The organism is Isosphaeraceae bacterium EP7, assembly GCA_038400315.1.
Taxonomy (GTDB): Bacteria; Planctomycetota; Planctomycetia; order Isosphaerales; family Isosphaeraceae; genus EP7.
In genome coordinates this window covers 4,123,882-4,148,259 of the sequence record CP151667.1, presented here as the reverse complement: position 1 = coordinate 4,148,259, position 24,378 = coordinate 4,123,882, and the positions used below count along the sequence as shown (strand labels likewise).

Annotated in this window: 16 protein-coding genes; 6 read left to right on the top strand and 10 right to left on the bottom strand. The window is 67.6% G+C overall.

Annotated features, from left to right (window positions below):
* Positions 1-64 precede the first annotated feature (64 nt).
* The 4 genes from EP7_RS16050 to EP7_RS16035 are packed head-to-tail and all read left to right on the top strand — an operon-like array spanning position 65 to position 7,616.
* Positions 65-682 carry a RedB protein gene (locus tag EP7_RS16050; RefSeq protein WP_463522449.1) on the top strand — a complete coding sequence of 206 codons (618 nt, stop codon included), beginning with the start codon at positions 65-67 and terminating at the stop codon, positions 680-682.
* Positions 672-3,512, top strand: coding sequence for a response regulator (locus EP7_RS16045; protein ID WP_463522447.1), 2,841 nt, complete (start codon positions 672-674; stop codon positions 3,510-3,512). Before EP7_RS16050 ends, EP7_RS16045 begins: the two co-directional genes overlap by 11 nt.
* Positions 3,509-3,880, top strand: coding sequence for a response regulator (locus EP7_RS16040; protein ID WP_463522445.1), 372 nt, complete (start codon positions 3,509-3,511; stop codon positions 3,878-3,880). Before EP7_RS16045 ends, EP7_RS16040 begins: the two co-directional genes overlap by 4 nt.
* A gap of 1 nt (position 3,881) precedes the next feature.
* Complete coding sequence (locus EP7_RS16035; RefSeq protein WP_463522443.1) at positions 3,882-7,616, top strand: response regulator; 3,735 nt, start codon at positions 3,882-3,884, stop codon at positions 7,614-7,616.
* Positions 7,617-7,625: 9 nt separating this feature from the next.
* Here the strand turns inward: EP7_RS16035 and EP7_RS16030 are convergent, their stop codons facing one another.
* The 3 genes from EP7_RS16030 to EP7_RS16020 all read right to left on the bottom strand — a co-directional run bounded on the left by EP7_RS16030 (position 7,626) and on the right by EP7_RS16020 (position 10,120).
* Positions 7,626-8,009, bottom strand: coding sequence for a VOC family protein (locus EP7_RS16030; RefSeq protein WP_463522441.1), 384 nt, complete (start codon positions 8,007-8,009; stop codon positions 7,626-7,628).
* 34 nt (positions 8,010-8,043) lie between these two features.
* Positions 8,044-8,511, bottom strand: coding sequence for an EVE domain-containing protein (locus EP7_RS16025; protein WP_463522439.1), 468 nt, complete (start codon positions 8,509-8,511; stop codon positions 8,044-8,046).
* Between the two features lie 112 nt (positions 8,512-8,623).
* Positions 8,624-10,120 (bottom strand): MFS transporter, encoded by a 1,497-nt coding sequence (locus EP7_RS16020; RefSeq protein ID WP_463522437.1) that lies wholly within the window; start codon positions 10,118-10,120, stop codon positions 8,624-8,626.
* 349 nt (positions 10,121-10,469) lie between these two features.
* Between EP7_RS16020 and EP7_RS16015 the strand changes: the two genes are divergently transcribed.
* Positions 10,470-12,809, top strand: a complete 2,340-nt coding sequence (locus tag EP7_RS16015) for a WD40 repeat domain-containing serine/threonine protein kinase (protein WP_463522435.1) — start codon at positions 10,470-10,472, stop codon at positions 12,807-12,809.
* 461 nt (positions 12,810-13,270) lie between these two features.
* Here the strand turns inward: EP7_RS16015 and EP7_RS16010 are convergent, their stop codons facing one another.
* The 4 genes from EP7_RS16010 to EP7_RS15995 all read right to left on the bottom strand — a co-directional run bounded on the left by EP7_RS16010 (position 13,271) and on the right by EP7_RS15995 (position 17,667).
* Complete coding sequence (locus EP7_RS16010) at positions 13,271-14,548, bottom strand: hypothetical protein (protein ID WP_463522433.1); 1,278 nt, start codon at positions 14,546-14,548, stop codon at positions 13,271-13,273.
* Positions 14,549-14,957: 409 nt separating this feature from the next.
* The gene (locus tag EP7_RS16005; RefSeq protein ID WP_463522431.1) at positions 14,958-15,845 is read right to left on the bottom strand and encodes a bile acid:sodium symporter family protein; all 888 of its coding nucleotides are present in this window, start codon (positions 15,843-15,845) and stop codon (positions 14,958-14,960) included.
* 138 nt (positions 15,846-15,983) lie between these two features.
* Entirely contained in the window at positions 15,984-16,628 is a 645-nt protein-coding gene (locus EP7_RS16000; RefSeq protein WP_463522429.1) for a YkgJ family cysteine cluster protein, read from the bottom strand.
* Positions 16,629-17,076: 448 nt separating this feature from the next.
* Entirely contained in the window at positions 17,077-17,667 is a 591-nt protein-coding gene (locus tag EP7_RS15995; RefSeq protein ID WP_463522427.1) for a hypothetical protein, read from the bottom strand.
* A gap of 112 nt (positions 17,668-17,779) precedes the next feature.
* Here EP7_RS15995 and EP7_RS15990 point away from each other — a divergent pair, with 112 nt between their 5' ends.
* Positions 17,780-18,184 (top strand): iron chaperone, encoded by a 405-nt coding sequence (locus EP7_RS15990; protein WP_463522425.1) that lies wholly within the window; start codon positions 17,780-17,782, stop codon positions 18,182-18,184.
* 16 nt (positions 18,185-18,200) lie between these two features.
* On the opposite strand, the gene uvrA is transcribed toward EP7_RS15990, so the two are convergent.
* From uvrA to EP7_RS15975, 3 genes are all read right to left on the bottom strand, one after another.
* Positions 18,201-20,999, bottom strand: a complete 2,799-nt coding sequence (uvrA, locus tag EP7_RS15985) for an excinuclease ABC subunit UvrA (protein WP_463522423.1) — start codon at positions 20,997-20,999, stop codon at positions 18,201-18,203.
* Positions 21,000-21,806: 807 nt separating this feature from the next.
* Positions 21,807-22,376, bottom strand: a complete 570-nt coding sequence (locus tag EP7_RS15980; protein ID WP_463522421.1) for a S8 family serine peptidase — start codon at positions 22,374-22,376, stop codon at positions 21,807-21,809.
* Positions 22,377-22,573: 197 nt separating this feature from the next.
* Positions 22,574-24,373, bottom strand: a complete 1,800-nt coding sequence (locus EP7_RS15975) for a S8 family peptidase (RefSeq protein WP_463522419.1) — start codon at positions 24,371-24,373, stop codon at positions 22,574-22,576.
* Positions 24,374-24,378: the final 5 nt, after the last annotated feature.

Sequence of the window (24,378 nt, the reverse complement as noted above, 5' to 3'; positions counted from 1 at the left end):
AGACATGACCTAGGTTGAAGGCATGGCGGCGGTCGGATGGGATGCTGGGTTTGGAGGGGCGACGATGGGCCTCGAGGGCAGGAAGCGCCTGGTCGGCGGCATGATCTGGCTTTGCTGGGGGACGCTCGTCACGACGGGCTTCGCGGCCCTGATCAGGCACGAGTCGTCGCCCGGCCCCGCGGGTCCACCTCTGGCGACGCAGCCCGGGGCTTCGGACCTGGCCCTGGAACCAGGGCGATTCAACCTCGTCATCTTCGCGCACCCGAGGTGCCCCTGCACCCGCGCCACGCTGGCCGAGCTTGCGAAGCTGCTGGCCCGATTCGACGGTCGGCTGGTGGCCCAGCTCCACCTGTACAGGCCGGTCGGCACGCCCGAATCGTGGGCCGAGGGGGCCCTGATGGACGCTGCGACGGCGACCCCCGGCCTGCGCATCGTGGGTGACGAGGGGGGGCGCCTGGCGGCCGAGTTTGGCTCCCTGACGTCGGGGCATTCCCACCTCTACGGGCCGGACGGCGCCAGGCTGTTCGATGGCGGGATCACGCCCGGACGTGCCCACGAGGGGGACAATGAAGGGGCATCGACCATCGCCGGCCTGATCCGCGGCGATGGACCGAGGGGCGCCTCGACGCCGGTCTACGGCTGCACTATCGCCAATCGGAGAGGGGTGGCCGATGCCCGCTGACCAGCGACAAGAAGACGAGCAAATCTCCGCGATCGACGTCCCGTCAAGGGGCGTCGCGGCACGCACCGAGATCCTTTTGAGGCAGGCGCTGGACGCCATCCACCGGCATACCGACCACCTCTTCGCTGGGTTGCTGGCGTTCCAGTGGCTGGCCGCCATCATCGTGTCGGTGACCGTCTCTCCGCTGACCTGGGAGGGGGACAGGAGCCAGATCCACGAGCACGTCTGGACGGCCGTCGCGCTGGGGGCCGGGATCGTCTCGCTGCCGCTGGCGCTGATCTGGAGCTCGCCGGCGGCGGCCCGCACGAGGCAGGCGGTGGCCACGGCGCAGATGCTGATGGGCGCCCTGTTCATCCACCTGGCGGGCGGGCGGGTCGAGACCCATTTCCACGTCTTCGGGTCGCTGGCGGTCCTCGCCTTCTATCGAGACTGGAAGGTGATCGTCACGGCGGCACTGGTCGCCGCCGCCGACCACGTCTTGCGGGGCTATTTCTGGCCCAGGTCGGCCTACGGGGTGATTAGGGTGAGCCCCTGGCGGGCGATCGAGCACTCGGGCTGGGTGATCCTGATGGCCTACTTCCTGATCCGCTCGTGTATGCGGTCCGTCGCCGAGATGCGGGCCGTGGCCGAGCAGCGGGCCATGCTGGAGGCGACCCAATCCGGGGTCGAGGAGACGGTCCGCCGCAGGACGGCGGAATTGAACCGGACGGCCGACCTGCTCAAGGTGCGCGACGCACGACTCTCGGCCTCGGCGGAGTTCTCCGCGGCACTGAACCAGGCCGAGGCGCTGGAGACGTTCCAGGCGGCGGTGACCTGCCTGGGGCGGACGCTGAGCATCCCCTGCTCGGCGCTGTATACCATCGCCCCGGACGACGATACGCCGGTGGCTCGCTGCTCCTACACCATGGACGAGCGCCCGCTGAAGACGTCCGAGTTCCAGGGCGACGGCCTGCCCGCCTCGGTGGCCCGGTCGGGCCGGCCGTTCGAGCTCCGCGGCCCCTTCGGCGACGGAGGGCTGAGGATGAGGGGGGGGCTCTTCGAGCTGGAGCTGTGCGCCATCAAGGGGTGGCCGATGATGTTCAACGACCGGTGCGTCGGGGTGCTCGTCACGGCGCACGTCTCGATGCCGAACGAGGAGCAGGAGGTCTTCCTGATGGCCTCGCTCGACCAGCTCGCGGTGCGGGTCAACGCGTTCGGCGTCGAGGAGCAGCGGATGAAGCTGCTGACCGACCTGCGCGTCCAATCCAGGGCGCTCGAGGAGGCGAGGCGGGAGTCGGAGCGGGCCAGCCGGGTCAAGAGCGAGTTCCTGGCGAGCATGTCGCACGAGCTGCGGACGCCGATGAACTCGATCATGGGCTTCACGGCGAGGCTGATCCGCAAGCTCGGTGCCCAGCTCCCCGAGCGCGAGCTGGACGCCCTGCGCACGGTCGACCGCAACGCGAAGCATCTGCTTGTGCTCATCAATGACATCCTCGACCTGTCGAAGATCGAGGCGGGGCACATGGAGCTGGACCGGGCCGACCTGGACCTGGTGCAGGCGGCCCGCGAGGCGCACGACCAGTCGGCGGCGCTGGTCGACGGCAAGCCGATCGAGCTGGTCTTCGAGGCGCCGGCACGGCCAATCCCGCTGGTCGGCGACCGGATGAAGCTGCGTCAGGTGGCGATGAACCTGATCTCCAACGCGATCAAGTACACCGAGCAGGGGTGCGTGACCGTGTCGGTGGGCCTGGCGGAGGACGACCGGCTCGGCCCGGTGGCACGGCTCTCGGTGCGTGACACGGGCATCGGGATCAAGCCCGAGGACCACTGTCGGCTGTTCCAGAACTTCGCCAGGCTCGACGAGGGCTACACCCGCAAGGTGGGCGGGACCGGCCTCGGCCTGGTGCTCAGCGACCGCTACGCGCGGATGCACGGCGGCCGGATCGACGTGCAGAGCGTTTACGGCGAGGGGAGCGAATTCTCGGTCCTGATCCCGCTGGCGGTCACGAACGCGGACGGATCGAAGGCGACAGGACAGGCCCCGCACGCCGGACACGCCGACCTGGCAAGGCCCCCCGGCGCCGGAGAAGGCGTGACGATCCTCTGCGTCGACGACGAGCCCGACGCGTTGAAGTATCTGCAATTGACGTTCCAGGACGTCGGCTACGACGCGATCCTCGCCGACGGGCACGACGCGGCGCTGATCCAGGCCAGGCAGAAGCGCCCCGACCTGATCTGCCTCGACATGTCGATGCCCGGCAAGGATGGCATGGAGGTGCTGCGGAGCCTGCACGCCGACCCCAACCTGGCGGATATCCCCGTGGTCGTGGTCTCGGCCAACGGCGAGCCGTCGAAGGCGCTGGCCGCGGGGGCCCGATCCTACCTGGCCAAGCCGGTCGACGCGTCGGGCCTGGTCACGACGGTCCGCGACCTGCTGGGCAAGCGGCTGGGCAGCGCCCTGATCGTCGAGGACAACCCCGACCTGGCCAAGCTGATGGCCGCGACGCTCTTCGAGGCGGGCATGCAGATCCGGATCGCCTCGGACGGCCGCGAGGGCCTGGCCAGGCTGGCGGAGGCGACGCCCTCGGTGATCGTGCTGGACCTGATGATGCCGGGGATGGACGGCTTCTCGTTCCTGGACCACCTCCAGCTCGACCCCCTCTGGAAGACGATCCCCGTGGTCATCGTCACCGCCAAGGAGCTCGAGCCGCAGGAGTTGCTGAAGCTGAGGCGGATCGGGGCGACGGTGATGACCAAGGGCCGGACCGACACCCAGCGCCTGGTCGAGGCGATCCTGGGCGTCAGCGCCAACGGCGCCGGCCAGGCCAAGATACGGGAGGCCGTGGCGTGAGCGACCGAATCCTGGTGATCGAGGACAATCCGGACAACCAGAAGCTGCTCGCCTGGCTCCTGGAGGACGAGGATCACGAGTTCGAGTGCCACGGGACCGCCGAGGCCGGCCTCGAGGCGTTGCGGTCCCGCCCCTTCGGGCTGGTGCTCATGGACATCTCGCTGCCCGGCATGGACGGCTGCGAGGCGACCCGGAGGATCCGCGCCGACCCGATCCTGCGCGGCACGCCCGTGATCGCCATCACGGCGCACGCGGTCAAGGGGGAGACGGAGTCGATCCTCGCCTCCGGGGTGACGGCACTGGTGACCAAGCCGATCGACGAGGCCGTGCTGCTCGAGGCAATCCGCGGACTTCTGGGGGCGAACTGAAATGGTCCGGGTGCTGATTGTCGACGATGTGGCCGACAATGTCGCCCTGATTGCGGCGGAACTCGAGGACGAGGGCTTCGAGATCCTCGAGGCCTTCGACGGCCGGCGCGCCATCGAGATCGCCCGGGCGAGCGAGCCCGACGTCATCCTGATGGACATCTGCATGCCGGTGCTCGACGGGATCGAGGCCTGCCGGGTCCTGAAGCTGGACCCGGCCACGGCCGCGATCCCGGTGATCCTCGTCTCGGCGCTGGGGGGCGAGGAGGACGTGCTGCGCGGGCTGGCCGTGGGGGCTCACGACTATGTGATCAAGCCGATCAGCGGCCCGATCGTGGTGGCCCGAGTGCGCGCGGCGCTGAGGGTGAAGGCCGCGCGCGACGATGCCGAGGCCCTGGTGCGCAGCCGCACCGCCGAGCTACGCGCGACGAACGAGCAACTCCGCGTGAGCGAGGCCCGGTTCCGCCACCTCATCGAGGCGATTCCCTCGATGGTCTGGAGCTGCACGCCCGAGGGGAGCTGCTACTTCCTCAATCGCCGGTGGGTCGACTACACCGGCGTCGCCGAGGACCAGCACTGGGGCGATCGCTGGGCCCAGGCCATTCACGTCGACGATCGCGATCGGGCGACGTCGCTCTGGCGGGAGGCGGTGGCCAAGCGGAGCAGCTACGACCTGGAATACCGGCTGCGGGGGGCCGACGGGACCTATCGCTGGTTCAAGACCCGAGGGATCGGCATCCTCGACGACGGGGGCAACATCACGCAATGGATGGGCACCTGCACCGACATCGATGAGCAGGTGAGATCCGAGGAGACGCTGCGGCGTGCCCACGACGCCCAGGATCTACGCATCCGCGAGAGCACCGCCGAGCTTCACGCCGCCAAGGCCGTGCTCGAGCTGGAGATCGTCGAGCGTGAGAAGGCCGAGCGCGAGAGCCAGGAGCGTCGCCACTTCGTCGAGCGGCTGGCCGAGGCCAACCCATCGATCCTCTACGTCTACGACCTCGTCAAGCACCGCAACACCTGGGTCAACGAGCGGATCGCCACGGTCCTCGGCTATACCCCCGCCGAGATCAACGCGATGGACGAGCACGAGCTCGGACGCCTGGGCCACCCCGACGAGCCCGCGATGACGGCCGTCGCGGACGACGGGCCGAGCCGATACGCCCTGCTGAAGGAAGGACAGGTCTTCGAGCGGGAATTCCGCATCAGGCACCGCAACGGCACCTGGATCTGGCTGAGGTCCCGCGAGCTGCCCTTCAAGCGCGACGAGGCGGGCAACCCGACTCAGATCCTGGGGGCGGCCGAGGACATCACCGAGAGCAAGCAGGCCCGGGACACCTTCCGCGTCCTGTTCGAACGGTCATCGGACGCCCACCTCCTGATCCACGAGGTCGACGGCATCATCGACTGCAACGAGGCGGCCGTCCGGATGTGCCGGCTTCGAGACAAGTCCGAGTTCCTCGGCATCCATCCCGTGCAATTCTCGCCCGAGTACCAGCCCGACGGCCGCCTCTCGACCGAGAAGGGGGTCGAGATGCAGGAGATCGCCAGGCGCGAGGGCCGCCACCGCTTCGATTGGATCCATCGCCGGGCCGACGGCACTCCCTTCCCGTGCGAGGTCTCACTCACCCCCGTCGAGGTCGCGGGCCGCTCGCTGCTGCTGGTCGTCTGGCACGACCTGACCGAGCGGGCCGAGGCCGAGCAGGCGGTGCGCGACAGCGAGGAGCGGCTGCGGGCCGTGCTCGACGCGGTCGCCGACGGCATTGTCACCATCGACGAGGACGGTGCGATCGAGAGCGCCAACACGGCGGCCTCGCGCATCTTCGGCTACGACCGGTCGGAGATGGTCGCGCAGGACGTCACCCTGCTCATGCCCCACTGGGGCGAGGGCCGGCCGAGCGGGCCCGAGGACGAGTCCCGCGACATCGACCCCAGCCGAGGTGCCGACGGCGGGGGCGAGACCCTGGGCCGTCGCAAGTCGGGCAGCCTCTTCCCCGTCGAGATTGCCCTCAGCGCCCTGCACGTGCAGGGCAAGCGGCTGTACACGGGCATCATCCGCGACATCTCCACGCGCAAGCAGGCCGATGCCGAGCTGCGCCAGGCCAAGGAGGTCGCCGAGGCCGCGACTCGGGCCAAGGGGGAGTTCCTGGCCAACATGAGCCACGAGATCCGCACCCCCATGAATGGCATCATCGGCATGACCGAGCTGGCCCTGGGCACCGAGCTCGCCCCACGCCAGCGTGAGTATCTCGGCCTGGTGAAGACCTCCGCGGAATCGCTCCTGACGGTGATCAACGACATCCTCGATTTCTCCAAGATCGAGGCCGGCAAGCTCGAGCTGGACGAGGCCCCATTCGGGCTGCGGGGGGCGATCGAGGATATCCTCCGGGTGCTCGCCCTGCGGGCGCACGCCAGGGGCCTGGAGCTGGCCTGTCGGATCGCCCCCGAGGTGCCCGACCGGTTGGTCGGCGACGTGAACCGGCTCCGCCAAGTGATCCTCAACCTGGTGGGCAATGCCCTGAAGTTCACCGAGCGCGGCGAGGTGCTCGTCTCGGTCGGGGCCACCGGGCAGACCGGCCCGGGCGGCGGCAAGGTCACGCTCCACGTCCGCGTGGTCGACACCGGTGTGGGGATCGAGCAGGCCGCGCTGACGCGCATCTTCGAGCCGTTCGAGCAGGCCGACGGCTCGACCACGCGGCGGTTCGGGGGCACGGGGCTGGGGCTGACCATCTCCTCCCAGGTCGTCTCGCTGATGGGCGGCACGATCTGGGCCGAGAGCGAGCCTGGCATCGGCAGCACCTTCCACTTCACCGCGGTGCTGAAAGCCCCGGCCCACCTCGAGCAGGACGACGACCTGACCGACCGTGCGGCCTTCGACCGCCTCGCCGGGACATCGGTGCTCATCGTCGACGACAACGAGACGAACCGGTGTGTGCTCGAGGAGATCGTCTATGCCTGGGGGATCCGGCCCGTGTCGGTCGATTCGGCCGAGTCGGCGTTGGCGGCCCTGCTCGAAGCCTCGCTCCTGGGGCGGCCGTTCGACGCCGCGCTGATCGACTCGATGATGCCGGGGATCGACGGGGCCGGGCTGGCCCGCCTCATCCGGTCGGCCCCGGAGGTCGCCTGCATCCCCCTCGTGATGCTGACTTCCGCGGGGATCGGCCGCGACGAGCCGGCCCTTCGTGGGCTGGGCATCGTCTCCTGCCTGACCAAGCCGATCGCACGCGACGACCTGCGCAGGGCGCTCCTCGAGGCGCTCGGGACGGCCGGGAACCGCGAGAGCGCGCCCGTGCCGGAACCGGAATCCGAGGTGATCGCCGCCATCGAGGGCCCGCCGTTGCGCCGGGGACTTCGCATCCTGCTGGCCGAGGACAATCCGGTCAACCAGGTGGTCGCCAGCAGGATGCTGGAGAAGCTGGGACACTCGGTGGTCCTCGCCAGCGACGGCCGTTCGGCCATCAACGCGCTGCGACTTGGCGGCTTCTCCCTGGCCCTGATCGACATCCAGATGCCGCTGATGGACGGGCTGGAGGCCATCGCCGCCGTGCGAGCGGGCGAGCGGGGGACCGGCCACCGCCTGCCGGCCATCGCCCTGACCGCGCACGCGATGAAGGGCGACCGCGAGCGCTGCCTCGCGGCGGGCTTCGACGGCTATCTGCCCAAGCCCGTCCGCAAGGATGAGCTGATCCGAGCCCTCGAGGAGCTCGCCGCGACACCCGCCCTCGCCGGCGGCTGACCGACTCGGCTAGCTTCCCAGGGGCGCCGATCGCGAGACGATCTGGGTGCGGTTGCCCTCGGGATCGCGGAAGAAGACGGTCTTCATCTCCGCATTGTCCACCTCGGTGCCGGTCTCGAACGCGATGCCCCGGGCCTCGAGCGAGGCGCGGACCTTGGCGACGTCGTCGACCAGGAACGCGACGTGGCAGACATAGCGAGTGTCGGCCCCCTTCTCGCCGGCCGGCCGGCCGATGATCTCCAGGGCCCCGCCGCCGTCGTCGGCCAGGAAGTAACCGGGGGTCGGCGCCTTGCTGTTGTCGACGATGACCTTCAAGCCGAAGGCCTCGACGTAGAAGTCCCTGAGCGCGGCCAGGTCGGCGGCGAACAGGGCGAAGTGTTCCATCTTGGCCATTGGGGGTCGTCTCGCGGTCGTTGGGTGTCAGGAATCAAGGGGCGTCGATCAGCCCGAGGATCGCGGCCCATTCCTCGGGCCTGACGACTTGCACGGACAGCCGGCTCCCCTTGCGGAGCAGCTCCATTCCGGCCAGCTCGGGGATGGTTCGCAGCAGCGGCAGCCCCAGCTCGCGGCCCGCGGGGCGGACGCCCCGGATGGTCACCTGGAACCAGGTGGGGGCGTGCAGTTGGCTCTTGGGGTCGTAGTGGTCGGCCGTCTCGTCGAAGGCGGTCGGGTCCGGGTGTCCGGCCTCGACCACCTCGGCGATCCCGGCAATGCACGGGGGATTGGCGTTGGAGTGATAGTAGAGCACCCCGTCGCCGACCTTCATCGAGTCTCGCAAGTAGTTACGGGCCTGGAAGTTCCGCACGCCGTCCCAGCCGGTCATACGACCTTCGGCGGCCATCAGGTCGCCGAACGCGAAGCAGTCGGGCTCGGACTTCAGAAGCCAGTATGCCATCCGCCTCGGTCATCCTCATCCAAAGGGGCCCGCCACCCGGCCGGCCATCCGGGTCGGAGGTTAGCCGAAGGGCCGGGCGGGGACAAGCCGGGCAGCTCGAGCCGGACCGGGCTCATTCCATCAGGACCATGGCCGACTCGGCGCCGGGCTGGTGCCCGTCGGTCGTGACGGGGTCGGCGCCGATGCCCCGGATCAGGCGGCTGGAGCAGACGAGCGCCAGCAGGGCCAGGCCGCACATTTCCAGGAAGACCATCGTCAGCGACTGACCGAGGGCGTCCTGCACCGCCAGCAACTGGTCGGGAGGGAGCAAGGAGTGGGTCTCGGGCCTGAGGGCCTTGGAGACGTCGATGCCGACGGCCTTCCCGGCGGCCAGCCGGCTCGTCAAGCCGGCGCCCAGGGAGGCACCAAGCACGGCCACGCTCAGGGCGCCGCCGACGGTCCTGAAGAAGAGCACGCCGCCGGTGGCCACCCCCCGTCTTCCCCAGGGCACGACGTTCTGCACGCCCAGGATGTAGCTCAGCGAGGTCGGCCCCATCCCCAGCCCGATGATGAACATCCCGCCGAGGAACGACGCCTTCGACCAGGCCGGCCATTGCGCCCCCGCGGCGATCGCGAACATCCCCAGGGTGATCAGGACCGAGCCGACCAGGGCCGTCGCCCGGAAGCCGAATCGCACCGCGACCCTGGCCGCGACCGCCACGCTGATCGACCAGGAGAGGAACAGCGGCGTGACCATCAGGCCCGCGTCGGAGGCCGTCCCCCCGCGCACCCCCTGGACATACAGCGGGATGTATGTGTCGAGCCCGAACAGCAGCCCGCCGATGACGAAGCTGCCGACGTTGGCGGCCAGGATCGTCGGCGTGGTCATCAGATCCATCGGCAAGATCGGGTCTTCGGCAACCAGTTCACGCCTGATGAAGGCGACGAGGAAGGCCAGGGAGAGCCCGATCAGGCCCGCCGTGCGTGTCCAGCCGCCGCTCCCGCCGTGGAGCAGGCCCAGCAGCAGCAAGGTCGAGCCGCCGGCCAGCAACGCGGCGCCCGGCCAGTCGATCGGCAGGACCTCGCGATGGCCGAGGGTCTCGCGCACGTAGGCCATCAGGATCCAGATGGCCACGGCGGCGAACGGGACGCTGACGAAGAAGACGGCCCGCCACGACATCGAGTCGGTGAGGTAGCCACCCAGGGTCGGGCCGGCCAGGCTGGAGACGCCCCAGACGGCGCTGAAGAGACCCTGCACCCGGGCCCGCTCCTGCATGCTGAACAGGTCGCCCAGCATCGTCAGCACCACCGGGGCGACGGCGCCGGCGCCAAGCCCCTGGACGATGCGCATGACGATCAGCTCGGGCATGCTCCGGGACAGGCCCGAGAGGATCGACCCCAGGCTGAAGAGGAAGAGCCCGAAGAGCAGCACCCGCTTACGGCCGAGCAGGTCGGCCAGCTTGCCATAAAGGGGCGTGCTGACGGTGGCGGCCAGCAGGTAGGCGGAGAAAACCCAGGGGTAGATTTCCAGCCCGTTCAGGCTGGAGATGATGCTGGGCATGGCCGTCGAGACGACCGTCTGCTCGAGCGCCGTCACCGCCATGGCCAACAAAAGCGCCAGGGTGATCATCCCCCGGTCGACTTCGGGCCTCCCCGATTCGGCAGCCTCCCTCAACGTAACGTCCTTGTGCGTTTGACAATCCGTTTCCTCCGCCCGACTCATGGATGCTCCTTGTTGGCGACCGAACCGAGGGACCGGGGGTCCGCGTGCTGATTGCGCAGATTGTGGCGCAGTCCGGCGTTGAAGTGGATTCTACCCGGGGTGGCCAGGGTGATAGACTGGATGCGCGGCGGGTGGGTTCGACACAGGGGCATCCGACCCGTTCGTGTTTGGCCTGTCCCGCCGGGGCCGCTCGCCGCGTATGGCCTGGAGCATGATGCTGACTCCGCCGGATGAACCACCTACCGGGCTAGGGACCATGGATTTCCTCCAGGCGATCGGGCAATCGCTGCTTGACACGTGGGCGGGCAAGCCGGGAGGCCGCCTGGTCGAGGACTTGCCGCGCGTGGCGCAGGGGACCATGGAACTCTGGAGGGGTGCCCTGGCCGACCCCGACCGGCGCCGCGCCGAGGTCGCCGACCTGGCCGCGTCGCCGCGCGACGAGGTCCGGCAGCGGGTCGCCTCGGTCATCGACCGGATCGCCCCCGACGAGTCTCCCGAGATGAAGGGGAACTTGCGGGCCTATCTGGAGCACGTCCCCGACGCGATCCGGCGGTCGATGCGAGGCCCGACCCCGCATTCCGGCACGATGGCGCAGGCGGGCGTCCTTTCGCTGGACAAGGCCGAGGAGCTGCTCCCCTTCCTGCCCACCGCCCTGCCCCGCTTCAGGGCCGGCGAACGCCCGCTGCCGGGCGTCGACTGGGAGCTGGTCGAGCTGCTGGGCACCGGCGGTTTCGGCGAGGTCTGGAAGGCGAAGAACCCGCACTTCGACGGGGTCCCCCCCGTCGCACTCAAGTTCTGCCTCGACCGCGACATGAAGGACACGATTCTGAGGCATGAGGCCGCCATTCTCAACGAGGTGATGCGCCACGGCCGGCACCCCGGAGTGGTCACGCTCCAGCACACCTATCTCGGCGCCGAGTATCCGTGCCTGGAATATGAGTACATCGACGGCGGCGACCTCTTCGCCATGGCCCGTCGGTGGGACAGGACCAAGCCCGAGTCGGTCCTGAAGCGGGCCACCGAGGTCGTCAGCCGCCTGGCCAGGATCCTCGGCACCGCGCACCGGCTCTCGCCCCCCATCGTGCATCGCGACCTGAAGCCGTCGAACATCCTGGTCCGCCGCCGCGACGACGGACGGCACGAGCTGAAGGTGGCCGACTTCGGCATCGGGGCGTTGGTGGCCAACAAGGCGCTGGCCCGCGAGACCGGTAAGGACGGGGCCAACCAGTTCCTGGTCACGGCGATCCGGGGTGCGCACACGCCGCTCTACTCGTCGCCGCAGCAGAAGCGGGGGGACGACGCCGACCCGCGCGACGACGTCTACTCGCTCGGGATCATGTGGCATCAGCTCCTCACCGGCGACATGACCCGGGGCCAGCCCGGCGGCTCGCGCTGGACGGTCAAGCTGGCCCTGCGCGGGGTGCCCACGGCCATGATCGAGCTGCTGGCGTCCTGCTTCGAGGACGACCCGGCCGACCGGCCGTTCGACGCCGCCGACCTGGGCGAGAAGCTCGACGCGATCCGATCGAGCATCGGCTCGGCGAGCATCTCGGCCTCGATCCCCGCCCCCCCGATCCCGAAGAGGCGGCCCGCGACGCAGGCAAAGGCACAGGCACCTCCCCCGCGCAACCCGAGCCCGAGCCCGTCCCCGGTCGCGGCGAGGAGCGGCATCAACTGGTCTGACCCGACCTCGGTGGCCGCGCTGTCGGCCGGCCATTCCGCAATCCGCAAGTTCGAGGGCCACACCGCGCCGGTGCTCGCGGTCCGCGCCTCGCGCAAGGGCTCGCGGATCCTCTCCTGCGGCGGCGACCGGACGGCGACGCTCTGGGAGGTCGAGACGGGCAAGCCCGTCCGCATCTACCTGGGGCACGAGTCGTGGTCGGGCGGCCTGTCGATGAGCCTCGACGGCCGTCGGATGCTCTTCGCCCTGAATGAAGGCCTGGCGCTCTGGGACCTGAAGGAAGGGGTCGTCGCCTCGAAGTTCAGCGGCCGGACGGGGCCCATCGACGCGTTGGTCCTGACCCCCGACGGGTCCCGAGGCATCTCCGCGGGGGCCGACGGAGTCATCCGGGTCTGGGACGTCGCGACCGGCACGGAGTCGTACCAGATCGTGGCCGAAGATCTGGAAGTCCGCTGCCTGGCGACCTCGCCCGACGGCCGGAAACTGGCCGCGGGAGGGGCCGACGGCACGATCCGGGTCTACAGCCTGCGCGAAGGCAAGGAGCGGAGGCGGTACGCGGGCCACTCCTCCGCCGTGCTCGCCCTGGCCTTCTCCGAAGACGGCCGCCGCCTCGCCTCCGGCGATCACTCCGGCCGCCTGCGCATCTGGCACCTGGACACCGCACGCGGCCCCAAAGGCTACGAAGGCCATTCCTCCGCGATCCGATGCGTCGCGTTCGCCCCCGGCGATCGGTCCATCATGGCCGGCGGCGCCGATGGCCTGATCCTGGGCTGGAATCTCCAGGACGAGGCCGAGCCCGACTCCTTCATCGGTCATTCCGGCCCGGTCCGCTGCCTGGGCTTCACCCCCGACGGCCGCTTCGCCTTCTCCGGAGGCGACGACCGATCCGTCCGCCTCTGGCAGCTCCGGGCCTGATCTGGAGTGATCGCGCTAGAAGTGACGCAGTTGGCCCAAGACCGGGCCAGACGGCTGGTCATTTGAGCAATTCACGTAGGGTGGGCAATGCCCACCGCGGGGGCTCGCTCCTGGCGGACAATGCCCACCCGACGCAGACTCAAGCCCGCCCCCGTTTCCTCGACCGGGCCAGGCATGCGGGAACCGCACTGTTCCGGCGATGCGGGAAATCGGGGGACCAACTCCTCCGCAGCGAAGCGCAGGTGACGACCTCGGGGGTCGGTGACAAGGAACACGGGGACTGGCTCCGCAGCGAAGCGAAGGTGCCTGTCCCTCGTTTTCCCGGGGGAACGTCCGGCCGGCGCGTAACGCCTCCGTCATTCGCTGTTTCCCCCGAGGGAGCGACAGGCCGACGCGCAAGGATGCCTTGATTCTTCCGAATTGTCAAAGATCAAGGCATGTTCAGCGATCCAAACCGGCGTTCAGGCGGCCGGGGCATCGAGGATTCGGAGCATTTCCGGGCGAATCGGCCGGGCCGGGGCCATCGCGGGTCGAGACAGCCGGCGATCGGGCCTGGCGAGCGGCTTCACGGGCAAGCTGGCCACCTTCGGGCCGGCGAGCGACCGGGCCAACCGACGCAACAGGCCCGAAAGATGGCTTCGTTCCGCGAATCGACCCGTGTTGGCCCCATGGCTTCGTTCTGCGAGGAGATTCGAGGCGGATTGCTGGCGGTTTTCAGGCCGGGCAACCCCGGCGGGCTCGGCCGGAATGACGTATTGCGAATGGTCGGCTCCGGGTTGGGAGCGTTCGGGTCCGGGTGAGGGTGTCTCGGGGTCGGGATGCGGCGAAGGTTCGTCGCCGTGCGGGACCGGATCAGGGGTGCCCCAGACGGAGAAATCCGGGCGGGGCCGCTCGACGTAGTCGTGGGTCATCGTCGGGACGGGCGCCGGCTTCTGGCGACCCCTGTGCAGCATGTCCAGCGCCCACCGCTGGCGGCGAAAGCTGGCCGTCTCGTAGCGACGAAGCAGCCCGAGCGTCGGGTCATCCACGGCGATCAGGCCCAGCGAAGTGGCCTCGCGCAGCTCGTCGTCGATGGCATCGAGCGAATCCTCCTGGCGCAGCGCCAGCGCCTCCAATTCATACTCGACGATGTCCCGGAGGTGCGTCGACGCATCAATCCCCTCGGGCGCGTCGAGCGGGCTGTCCATCGCGCGGACCTCAGCGGCCACTCCCATCAGGTCCAGCGCCAGCGATTTCTGCTCGTCGCTCCACGACCCCTTCTTTTCGAGCACCTTGCCCAGCGCCCGCCAGCGGACACCCAGCCATTCGCACCCCGCCGAAGTCGTCGATAAACGCGAGGCCACCTCATCCGGGCAGTCGCCCAGCGTCTTCCCCAGCTTCGCGGCCTCGGCCTTGCGCTCGTCCAGCCAGCAGGAAAACGTACGGCGGGCGCGCACGTCGCGCACCAGCCGTTCCTCGATCCGGCAGCGGTCGATCCGTACGCTCTCGATCGCGATCGTCTCGACCAGCCCCATCTCGAACGCATTCATCGGCCGAAGCGACGAAACCAGTTGCTCGCCCAGCTCGCGAGCGGCCTGCGCCTCGTTCTCGGGAACGACGACGCCGTTGCCGGCCAGCCCATGAATCAGGCTATTACGCCGCGACTGCGCCTTCCCCTCCTCGGTCTTCGGCCCCGTGCTGCGCATGGCATTGCGGCGATTGGCGTCGATGCGCCGCTGGCTGACTTCGAGCTTGCCCATGGTGCTGCGTCGCTCCCGGGTGCGGATTCAGGCTGTACGTGGTTTCGCCGACATCGGCGAAGGAGGCCGTCCCGGGCGTCGTTGCGCGAGATGTGGGGCCCTATAGAATACTATCCCTTAAGCGGGACGATCCGTCCCTAAAAAATGGACAAAATGGGAAAATCATTGCAGCCGCCCTTGTCGAACATTCCACGCGCCGCCCGTGATCGGGCCTGCTCAGAACACTTCAAGGGAGGTCGAGTCGTAGGCCAACACAGAGAGTGACTCGGGAAAGAGGCGTCGGCTACGGCCTCTCGATCGCATTTGGGACGACAGAATGTCCCCTTTGCGGGCGGCAGCCGTTCGACAGCGCTTCACCGTCCTCGTGTTCGACGTTGGTTTCTTTGGTTGTAGGTGGCCGAGTCGCTCGTCAAGCATCGGACGGGGACGCAAGCCTGCCCCACAAGGCCGCGATTAGGGCCATGACCACGGTCTGAAAGATGGCGAATGCGGTTGCGGCGGCGACGGCGCGTGTGCCGGCGAAGGCAGAGGTCGCGATCACGAGGGCGACGCCGACGTTGCGAACCGAGGTCGCCATCACCATGGCGCGGTCGTTGCCGGTTCCGCCGAGCAGCCAACCGGCGGCAACGCCCGCAAGAACCAGGGCCAGCATCCCGAGATAAGCCCGCGGGGGGACGCCGATGAGCATCTCAAACTGCGAGAAGAGAATCAGGCTCAAGGTCGTCAGGTTGAGCACCATGCTGAGAAGGTTTGCCGGCCTCTTCAGGCGATCCGCCAGGGTTGGCCGCCATTGGCGCATTGCCAAGCCCAGGCACAGAGGAATGAACTGCGCCATCATCAAGGTGGCGACCACTTTGCGCGCATCGATCGCTGGAAGAGGGCTGTCGGGCGGCAATGCGGGTAAATGCCGCAGCACGAGGGGCAATAGCCCTTGCAACAGGAGCGGCGCCGCGAGCGCTGACGACCCTGCCAGAACCACCATCAACCCCACCGACACGACGACGTTTCCCTTCGCCATCCCGGTCAATGGCGGGCCATAGGGTGCCCCCGGACAAACCGCGCAGATCAAGAACCCCGTGGCAACGTATGGGTCCGCCTGAAAGAGAATTAACAGGCCAACCGCAGCCGCCGGAACCAGGACATAACTTGCCAGCGACGCCTTGGCAACCAGTCTCCAATCCGTAGCGACCCGCAGCACGTCGGCAACCGTCACGCCCAGCCCGATTGCCACCATCATCTCGAACAAGGTGATCGAGGCAACAATGCTGATCAGTCGGTTCAGTTGATCAGTCGTCATGGTCGCTCCCTCGCGAAGTCACCCCTGACGCGTTGTCTCGCGACCCACGTCAGGCAGCTCGCAAGTCTCAGGGAAGGAGCCTCAGCCGCTCCACAAGGATTCGAAGCTGACTGAGTCGCCAAAACCCGATGTACAACGCTACTTCCCGCGTTCTAGATCATTGACAGTGTCACTGTAAACGTCCTCGAAGTCCTGGTTGAGCTCGTCCGACCACGGGCCCGGGAAAACGCTCTCCCCGGTCGCGGTTTCGAATGTTCCGGGTCGGCTCCGCCAGGTCTCTGCCAGGGTCGAATCCTCCGAGGCGATCTTGTAGGCCCGGACCAATTCCAGGAGGCGATGCTCCACCGAGGCCGATTTGCACGCGACGGCCAGCCCCTCGCGGATCGCCCCGAAGACGAGTTCCCGCAGCCCGTTGGTATGAATTTCAACCCCGGCCCCCGGATGCTCGAAGTCCTCCCGGCAATCCTCGACGCTGTACGATGAGTATCCCCGGCAGGCGACGGGCCTGACCTCGTAAACCGCGCACTTGCCCTCCTCAAGGAAGGGGCAATCCACCCTGACACGATCCCTCCGGCTCATGTCCATGCCTTCGGTCGCCGAGATATTCGCCTCGACGCGACGATCGAGGGCCGCTTGCCGCCCTTCATCGAACCGCTCGCGGACGAATGTGGCGATGGCCAGGACCTCGGGAGCCGAAGCCGCGACCGGGAACATGCAGCAATAGGTGCATCCGCTCCGGCACGCGACCCGGTTCCCGTCATGGCAAGACGCATGGACCTGCATGATCGACCGGTCGGTGAGCTCGCTGATCCTTCGCGCCAGTTCGATCGTACCGAGAGCCGCCGACGGCCCCGACAGGATCTTCAGCGAGTCCTGGGCAGCCGCGAGCCGAGCCCGAGTGACGACACGCTCCTCGCCGAACCTTTTTGGTCGCGAGGAAGGTCGAACACGCTTCGCCTTTCTTCCGGGAGGTCTGGGACGTCCGGGCTTGCCTGGCATTTGGAGGGTTTCTCGCGCTGGTCGTGAAGGTTCGTCGCGGGAACACCGCATTTTAACCGAATCGATGTCGCCATTGACTTCGTGATCCGCGTCGGGAGCAGCGGCCTGGAACGGCACCGCGATGGGGACGGTCGATCCATCGGTCAAATCAAGGATGCACAGGGTCGAGATCAAGCCGTAACAGAGCAAGAATGTCTGCTTGACCTCTTCCCAGCTCGGAATCCTGATGCATTCACCCCCATCTGGTACGAAGCACGACAGCGACGGAACCGACCGCACCGGCAGCCCAGAGCGAACCGACAAGAATCGCGACGCGTTCCAGCCAGCCCGGCCCGATTCGCCATCGCCCCGCAACAGCGAGCATTGCCCAGACACCGAGGACGGAATAGCCAACCTTCTCGCCGGTCAGCACCCACGGCTCGATCGGCCCCTGGTGCCATCCCATGTCTGCAAGGTAATGGGGCAGGGATTCGAGGCCTCGCAGAAGCAACGCAACCGATGCCGCCACGCATCCGCCCAAGCCAGGCCGGAGGAAGAGTCGGCTGAGCGGTGGTCGAGGTCGTCGCAGGGCGAGGAGCGGGAGCGCGAGAGTCAGGGGGGTGATGCACGGGTAGGCGAGCGAGCCGTAATACCTGGCGAAACTCCAGGCCCGAGCGTCGAAGCCTCCGATCACGATGATCATCTGCCGATCCATGCCCTCATAGGGCTTGACCGCCATCGCCAGGCCGATGGCCGCGAGGGAGATCATGACCATCGCATCGGTGAGTCGAAATCCGCGATCGGCGGCGGAGTTGGGCATGGCCGGGCCCTCTTCGATTGTCATCTGAGCGTCAATCCGTCGACCATCCGGTCGGGCTGGCAAGGAGTGCCGGCTTGGCCTATCCTCGGCGGATCCACGCGAGTATTGCTTGCGGTTTTTCCAGCGGAGAACATCCTTGGCACCCCAAGGCAGTCAGCAAGAAATGAAATCCCCGAAATTCAGTTCGGTCGAGGACTATCTGGCCTCGCAAGACCCGACGAAAGCAAAGACCCTTGGGTCCGTCATTGATTTCATTGTCGCCCAATTCCCGGAATTGAAGTCCAAGATTTCCTGGAATGTGCCCACCATCCACCGTGACGGGAAATATGTTGTTGGCGTTTGCGCCTACAAGCGTCACCTCACATTTTCAGCCTTCAGTCCCCGCGTCATCGAAGACTTCAAGGCGAGGCTGGAGAAGTATGTTGTCATGAAAAATTGTTTTCAGATCCCTGTCGACTGGGAACTCGATCGGGAATTATTGGCGGATTTGGTCCGGGCCAGACTCAGCGAGCTGGATGAGCCCGACCTGCCCCCGGTCTGAGCGATCCGACGGCGTCTCAGCGGGGCTTCTTGCCGAGCCTGCCGGCCAGCACCGTTCCCGTGGGGGTCTTGGACTTGGCGACTTGCTCGGGGGTTCCCTGGGCGACGATCGTTCCTCCGTCGGCGCCCGGGCCGGGGCCGACGTCGATGATCCAGTCGGCGGCGGCCATGAACTCGGGGCTGTGCTCGACGACGACGAGGGAGTGGCCCACGTCGATCAGGCTGGTCAGGGCGTCCATTAATTTGAGGGTGTCGAGCGGGTGCAGGCCGGTGGTCGGCTCGTCGAGGATGAACAGGGTCTTGGCGCCGCCGGCGGCTCGGGTAAGCGCGGCCGGGGTCGAGGCGAGGAAGTTGGCCAGCTTGAGGCGCTGGGCCTCGCCTCCGGAGAGGGTCGAGGCGGGCTGGCCCAGGCGGAGGTAGTCGAGGCCCACGTCGATGAGCGGGCGGAGCTTGCTCTGCACCTTGGGCTTGTTGGCGAAGAAGCGGAACGCCTCGCGGGCGGTCAGGTCGAGGACTTCGGCGATGGATTTGCCTCGGTAGGTGATTTCGAGGACTTCCGATCGGTACCGACGGCCCCGGCAGACCGGGCAGCGCAGCATGACGTCGGGCATGAACTGCATGTCGACGACCTGGTAGCCGTTGCCTTCGCAGGCGTCGCACCGGCCTCCTTCGACGTTGAAGCTGAACCGGCTGGCCGAGAAGTTCCGCAGCTTGGCCTCGTGGGTCTCGGCGAACGTCTTGCGGATCTCGTCGAACGCCTTCAGATAGGTCACGGGGTTCGACCGGGGGGTCCGGCCGATGGGCGACTGATCGACGAGGGCGACGTCGCCCAGGGCTTCGGTGCCGGTCAGCTCGTCAAACGGCGCCGCGGGCAGCGGCTCGTTCTTCAGCCTGCGGGCGAGAGCCGGGAACAGGGTGTCTTCGACGAGCGTGCTCTTGCCCGACCCGCTCACACCGGTGACGACGCAGAGGACGCCGAGCGGGATGTCGACGTCGATCCCTTTCAGGTTATGTCCGCGTGCGCCGGTGAGTTTCAGGTGGCCCGACGGCTTCCGCCGCGTCTTGGGGACGGCCAGCGAGGCGCCTCGGCCGCTCAACACATCGCCGGTCGCCGAGCCTTCGAGCTGGGCCAAACCCTCAGGCGTGCCGGTGAAGAGGATCCGGCCGCCAGCGTCGCCCGCGCCCGGGCCGACCTCGACGACGTGGTCCGAGGCCCTGACGATGTCCATGTCGTGCTCGACGACGACCACCGAGTTGCCCGAGTCACGCAGCCCGACCAGCGCCGCGATCAGCCGGCCGACGTCGGTGGGGTGGAGGCCAATCGAGGGCTCGTCCAGCACGTACAGGGTGTTGACCAGGCCCGAGCCGAGGGCCGACGTCAGGGCGACGCGGCGGGCCTCGCCGGCGGAGAGGGTCCGGGCCAGCCGGTCGAGCGTCAGATATCCCAGGCCGATCCGCTCCAGGTAGTCGAGCCGGTTCCGGGCCTGCGCCAGGATGCCCCGCGCCACCGGATTCTCGGCCTCGGCCGCGGCGACCTCGTCCAGGAACGCGAGGGCGCCCGCGATGGTCAGCGAATCGACCTCGGCCAGGTTCCGCCCGCCCACGCGCACGGCGAGAGCTTCCGGCCGGAGCCTGGCTCCCTGGCAGTCGGGGCAAGGCTTGTAGCCTCGCCAGCGGGCCAGGAAGATGCGGACGTGCATCTTGTAGACCTTCTTGTCCAGCCTGGCGAAGAACCCACGCAGCCCCGGAAAACCGGCCGCCTTGTCGCCGTTCACCACCCGGCCCACCTGCTCGGGGGTCAGGTCGCGGAAGGGAACGTCGAGCGGCACCGCCATGCGTCCGGCCGCCTGAACGAGGTCATCGTTCCAGCTCTGGTAGGCGGGTGTCGTCCAGGGGACGATGGCGCCGTCTCGCAAGGACCGGGTGGGGTCGGGCACGACCCGTTCGAGGTCGAGGTCCACCACGCGGCCGAACCCTTCGCAGGTCGGGCATGCGCCCAGCGGGCTGTTGAACCGGAACAGGCGGGGCTCGGGGGCCAGGTAGTCGGCGCCGCAGCGGCTGCAACGCCAGCCGTCGTAGAAGGTGAGGACCTCGTCCCCGGCGACGATCCGGCAGCGGCCGAACCCCTTGGAGAAGGCGGTCTCGATCGAGTCGAGCCGCCGAGAGGTCGCGTCGGAGCCCCTGACGAGGCGGTCGACCACCACGTCGACAATGCCCCCCTCGCCGGGCTCGGGGATCGGGCCCTCTTCCAGGGCGACCACTTCACCGCCGACCCTGACCCTCGTGAATCCGTCCTCGCGGAGGGCATCGGCCAGCGCGGCGCGGTCGGACTCGGGCCGGACCTCGAGGGGGTAGGTGATGAGGTAGCGGGTTCCTTCGGCGAGCCCGTCGATCGCCCGCTCGACGGTCGCGGGGTTGGCCGGGTGGACCTCGTCGCCGCAGACCCGGCAGATGACCCGTCCGAGCTTGGCGAACAGCAGGCCGAGGGCATCCTGTGTCTCGGTGACGGTGCCGACCGTGCTCCGGCCCGACCGCTTCGAGACCCGCTGGGCCACGGCCACGGCGGGCGGAATCCCCTCGATCAGGTCGGCATCGGGCTTGTCCAGCGCCTCCAGAAACTGGCGGGTGTAGGCCGAGAAGGTCTCGATATACCGCCGCTGCCCCTCGGCATAGAGCGTGTCGAACGCCAGGGAACTCTTGCCCGACCCGCTCACCCCGGTGAACGCCACGAGCTTGCCCAGGGGAAGGTCGAGGTCGACCCCCTTCAGGTTATGGACCCGCACACCCCGCAACCTGACCTGCCGCCGTCGAGTCATCGCCGCCCACCCCAAGCCCAGCAGTTCCCCGGACCCATTGTGGGACCCGGGCCCAACTCCGCCAGGCCTTGACGGCGGCACGCAGCAGATACGGGCGAAACCGGGCTTCCAGCTCTGGGGCCTCAAAGTCGCGGTCAAGCGGGGTTTGTCGCGACTCAGGCCTCAAAGCGTGATGGGAAGGGCGATTGTTGGAACTTCTTGACGAGCCCTGGTGTCATCAGGTGGATCAACGCCAGCCTCACGAATGCCTCGCGGCTGGCGTTCGTCCCCTCGTCATCGTCGGAAGAACGACGGCATCGGCCCAGCCGGAAAAATGTCCGCTCCACGACCTACCGTCGCTTGACGCCTAGAATCCCGGCCCCTCTCGCTCGAGGACCACCGGCCGGATCGGGTATGCCCGCCGCTCGGCCCAGACCCACGTCAGTCGGCAGAAACGACGCTGGTCGACTCGAACACCGGAAGCGGCCCAATACCTGCGCCTGGACGTCGGACGAGGTGACGACGACCGCCAGGTTCAGGCTGTGCGCGTCGACCAAGATGCGCCGTTTCGGCCATTTTCCTTCTTCGATGCATCGGAACCGTGAGGCCCGCCCTTTCGGCGGTCCTGGTCGACTGGCTGTCGAGGATGGCCCCCGAGGGTTGCCGACGCCGACCCTCGGTCACGCGGGGGTTGCCCCGCATTTCGGCCATCAATCGATCGGAGCTGCTGCCTTGGTTGGTCAGGTCACTGGGATCGTGACGTCGTGGTCCATGCTCAAAGTCTGGGACACCCGCTCTGAACTCGCGATTCGTACGCTGGGACATGATCTATTTTTCGGGAATCTTATATTCCAGGTTCTTCTCGACAAAGCGAACGGACTTGTCCTTCTTCAATTTCTCGAAGAACTCGGCTTCGGTCTTGTCGGTGGTTTCGAGGATCAGAAACTTGCCAGGCACGTTCCGGTCCACCACCTTCATCCCTAGCGACTGGCCGAGGTCCGCGAGAGTCGACTGCTGGCCGTCCCGGTATCCGACGAGATATTGGGTGACAGGGCCCGCCGGCTTGTCTTCGTTCACGTCGCCCTCGACCACGCAGATGAGTTGATCCTTCTCGCCCTTCTTCAGGGTCCCGCGAACCACGACCCGATGGTTGTGGAGGGTTGTCAGCCTGGCCGGCGTCGGCGGATCCTTCTTGAACTCGAGCGTGAAGGAAATCCCATTCGCGGTGATCACGGGCGAACCGGCGCGGCCTTCCGACCCTCCCTCGCCGACGAGCAACTTTCCTTGGATCTTGACTTCGATGAATTCCCGGTCGGCCGGAGACGCCTGGACGGAAGTGTGCCGGAGCATCCCGACAAGAGGAAGGATCGCCAGACAGACGACCAGGGACCGTCTCATTGCAGCCTCCTGAGAGATCTCGTCGAGTCGGCCTTGGCCGCCCGACGACGTTTACCCGAATTTGGAGTCGATGTCGGGCCTGTCTCATCGGCGGGCCCTTGATCGTGCCTCGGGACGGCGGATTGGGGTCTCGGTGAAGAAGCGACGCGAGGCCGAGGATACCACGGCCTCGCGTCGGGTTGCAGCCGGGTCGTCGGTCAACGACCCCGGCTGCTGGAAGCGTTATTCTGCGGCTGGGCCTGACGCTTCAGGGACTCCACCCTTTCCTTGATGACATCGTACCGGCGGGTGCCGCTCGCGGAGGCCGAGGTCGAGAAGACCGAGGACTGCGAGACGTCGAGATAAAACGAGAACTGGGCCCCCGTTTCCTCGGCTGGGCGGAGGTAGACCCGGTGGTAGGGGGCGTTGCCGATCGTCCCGCGGGTGAACAGGAAGTCGAAGGGCTGGGTCGGGAAGTCTTCCCGATAGACCCATCCCTCGAAGCCGTCGGGGGTCGTCTCGATGGCCTTGGCTTCGAGGTTGCTGCTGAAGAGGGTGCCGCCGAGGGTGTACCTGGCCTCGCCGGTCGACCCGTTCAGCGCGAACGCCCCCCCCTGCCCGGAGAGTTCACCGAGGAAGGCGATCGCCTCGGGGAAGGGGATGGGGACGGGTGGCGTGCCGCCGTTGGTCGAGCCGAGGAACGCGATGTCGAGCGTGGCGCCCGTGACGCACTTGCCCGAGAGTGATCCGATCGGCCGGGCCTTCTGCATCAAGAGCGCCTTGATCTCGAGCCCCGACTTGCTCTGGTGGTCGGCGTGGGCCAGCGCCAGGGCCGCGGCCCCGGCGACGTGCGGCGTGGCCATCGAGGTGCCGGTGAGCTTCTCGTACCCGTTGCCTGGGATCGAGCTGAGGATGCCCACGCCGGGCGCACCGATGTCAACCATCGTTGCCCCGAAGCAGCTGAAGTTCGGCAACTGCTCCGAAATATCGATCGCCGCCACCGCGAAGACGTTCGGATTTGGATAGTTCGATGGGAAGTTCGGCGTAATGTCGTTGTTCTTGCCTTCATTCCCAGCTGCCGCAACGAACAACATGCCCGCCTGTTCGGAGCGGGTGATCGCCTCGGCCAGGGCCTGCGACTCGCCGCCGCCGCCCCAGCTATTGCTCAGGACCCGCACGTTCACGCCCTTGTTCTTCTGCGCGATCGCGTAGTCGATGCAACGGATCGCGTCATTGGTCGTGCCGGAGCCGTCGGCGTCCAGGAACTTCAGGGCCATGATCTGGACCTTCCAGGTGACCCCGATAACCCCCAGGTGGTTGTTGCCTTCGGCCCCAATCGTCCCCGCGCAGTGGGTGCCGTGCCTATTGTCGTCCTTGGGGTCGCCGGACGCGACGTTGTTGGCAAACTTGGCGCCGTGGACGTCGTCCTTGATGCCATTGCCGTCGTCATCAAGATCGTTCCCGGGGATTTCACCGGGGTTCTTCCACATGTTTTTCGCGAGGTCTTCATGCGTGTAATCGACGCCCGTGTCGATCACTGCGACGACCACCGCCGGTGACTCGTTGACCTTGCCCCACGCGGTCGGGGCGTTGATGTTCGTCATGCCCCAGAGTTCGCTCAACTTCGGGTCGTCGGGGGCCGTGGACGTGGTCCGGGCCCTTCCCTGACGACGTTTGGCGGACGCGACCGCCACCCCGCCTGCCGGCTCAACGGGCGGGCGGGGGATGCTCACGACGAAGTTGGGCTCGACGACCCGGACCGCCTCGGAGGTGGCGATGCTGTTCAAGCGGGCGGCGAAGGACCGTCCGCCGGGTGCCGGGGCTGGCCTGGGCGGCGTGCATCGAAGGAAGCGGCCGGGCTTGTAATCTTCAACGACGACGAAGCCGGCTTCCGTGGCGCTCGTCTTGGCCGCTTCGGCCTCCCCTTCCTTGTACAGGATCAAGACTTCGTTGTTCTGGCTGAACGCGACGGCCGAGCCTTTTACCTTCTGCTCGTCGGCCGCGTCGGCATGGTACATCGCCC

What these genes read in the sequence shown, in the direction of transcription:
- EP7_RS16010 (WP_463522433.1), bottom strand. Translation starts at nt 14,548, where the DNA reads ATGGGCAAGCTCGAAGTCAGCCAGCGGCGCATCGACGCCAATCGCCGC.
- EP7_RS16005 (WP_463522431.1), bottom strand. Translation starts at nt 15,845, where the DNA reads ATGACGACTGATCAACTGAACCGACTGATCAGCATTGTTGCCTCGATC.
- EP7_RS16020 (WP_463522437.1), bottom strand. Translation starts at nt 10,120, where the DNA reads ATGATCACCCTGGCGCTTTTGTTGGCCATGGCGGTGACGGCGCTCGAG.
- uvrA (WP_463522423.1), bottom strand. Translation starts at nt 20,999, where the DNA reads ATGACTCGACGGCGGCAGGTCAGGTTGCGGGGTGTGCGGGTCCATAAC.
- EP7_RS16035 (WP_463522443.1), top strand. Translation starts at nt 3,882, where the DNA reads ATGGTCCGGGTGCTGATTGTCGACGATGTGGCCGACAATGTCGCCCTG.
- EP7_RS15980 (WP_463522421.1), bottom strand. Translation starts at nt 22,376, where the DNA reads ATGAGACGGTCCCTGGTCGTCTGTCTGGCGATCCTTCCTCTTGTCGGG.
- EP7_RS16045 (WP_463522447.1), top strand. Translation starts at nt 672, where the DNA reads ATGCCCGCTGACCAGCGACAAGAAGACGAGCAAATCTCCGCGATCGAC.
- EP7_RS16030 (WP_463522441.1), bottom strand. Translation starts at nt 8,009, where the DNA reads ATGGCCAAGATGGAACACTTCGCCCTGTTCGCCGCCGACCTGGCCGCG.
- EP7_RS15975 (WP_463522419.1), bottom strand. Translation starts at nt 24,373, where the DNA reads ATGTACCATGCCGACGCGGCCGACGAGCAGAAGGTAAAAGGCTCGGCC.
- EP7_RS16025 (WP_463522439.1), bottom strand. Translation starts at nt 8,511, where the DNA reads ATGGCATACTGGCTTCTGAAGTCCGAGCCCGACTGCTTCGCGTTCGGC.
- EP7_RS16000 (WP_463522429.1), bottom strand. Translation starts at nt 16,628, where the DNA reads ATGCAGGTCCATGCGTCTTGCCATGACGGGAACCGGGTCGCGTGCCGG.
- EP7_RS16015 (WP_463522435.1), top strand. Translation starts at nt 10,470, where the DNA reads ATGGATTTCCTCCAGGCGATCGGGCAATCGCTGCTTGACACGTGGGCG.
- EP7_RS16050 (WP_463522449.1), top strand. Translation starts at nt 65, where the DNA reads ATGGGCCTCGAGGGCAGGAAGCGCCTGGTCGGCGGCATGATCTGGCTT.
- EP7_RS15995 (WP_463522427.1), bottom strand. Translation starts at nt 17,667, where the DNA reads ATGACAATCGAAGAGGGCCCGGCCATGCCCAACTCCGCCGCCGATCGC.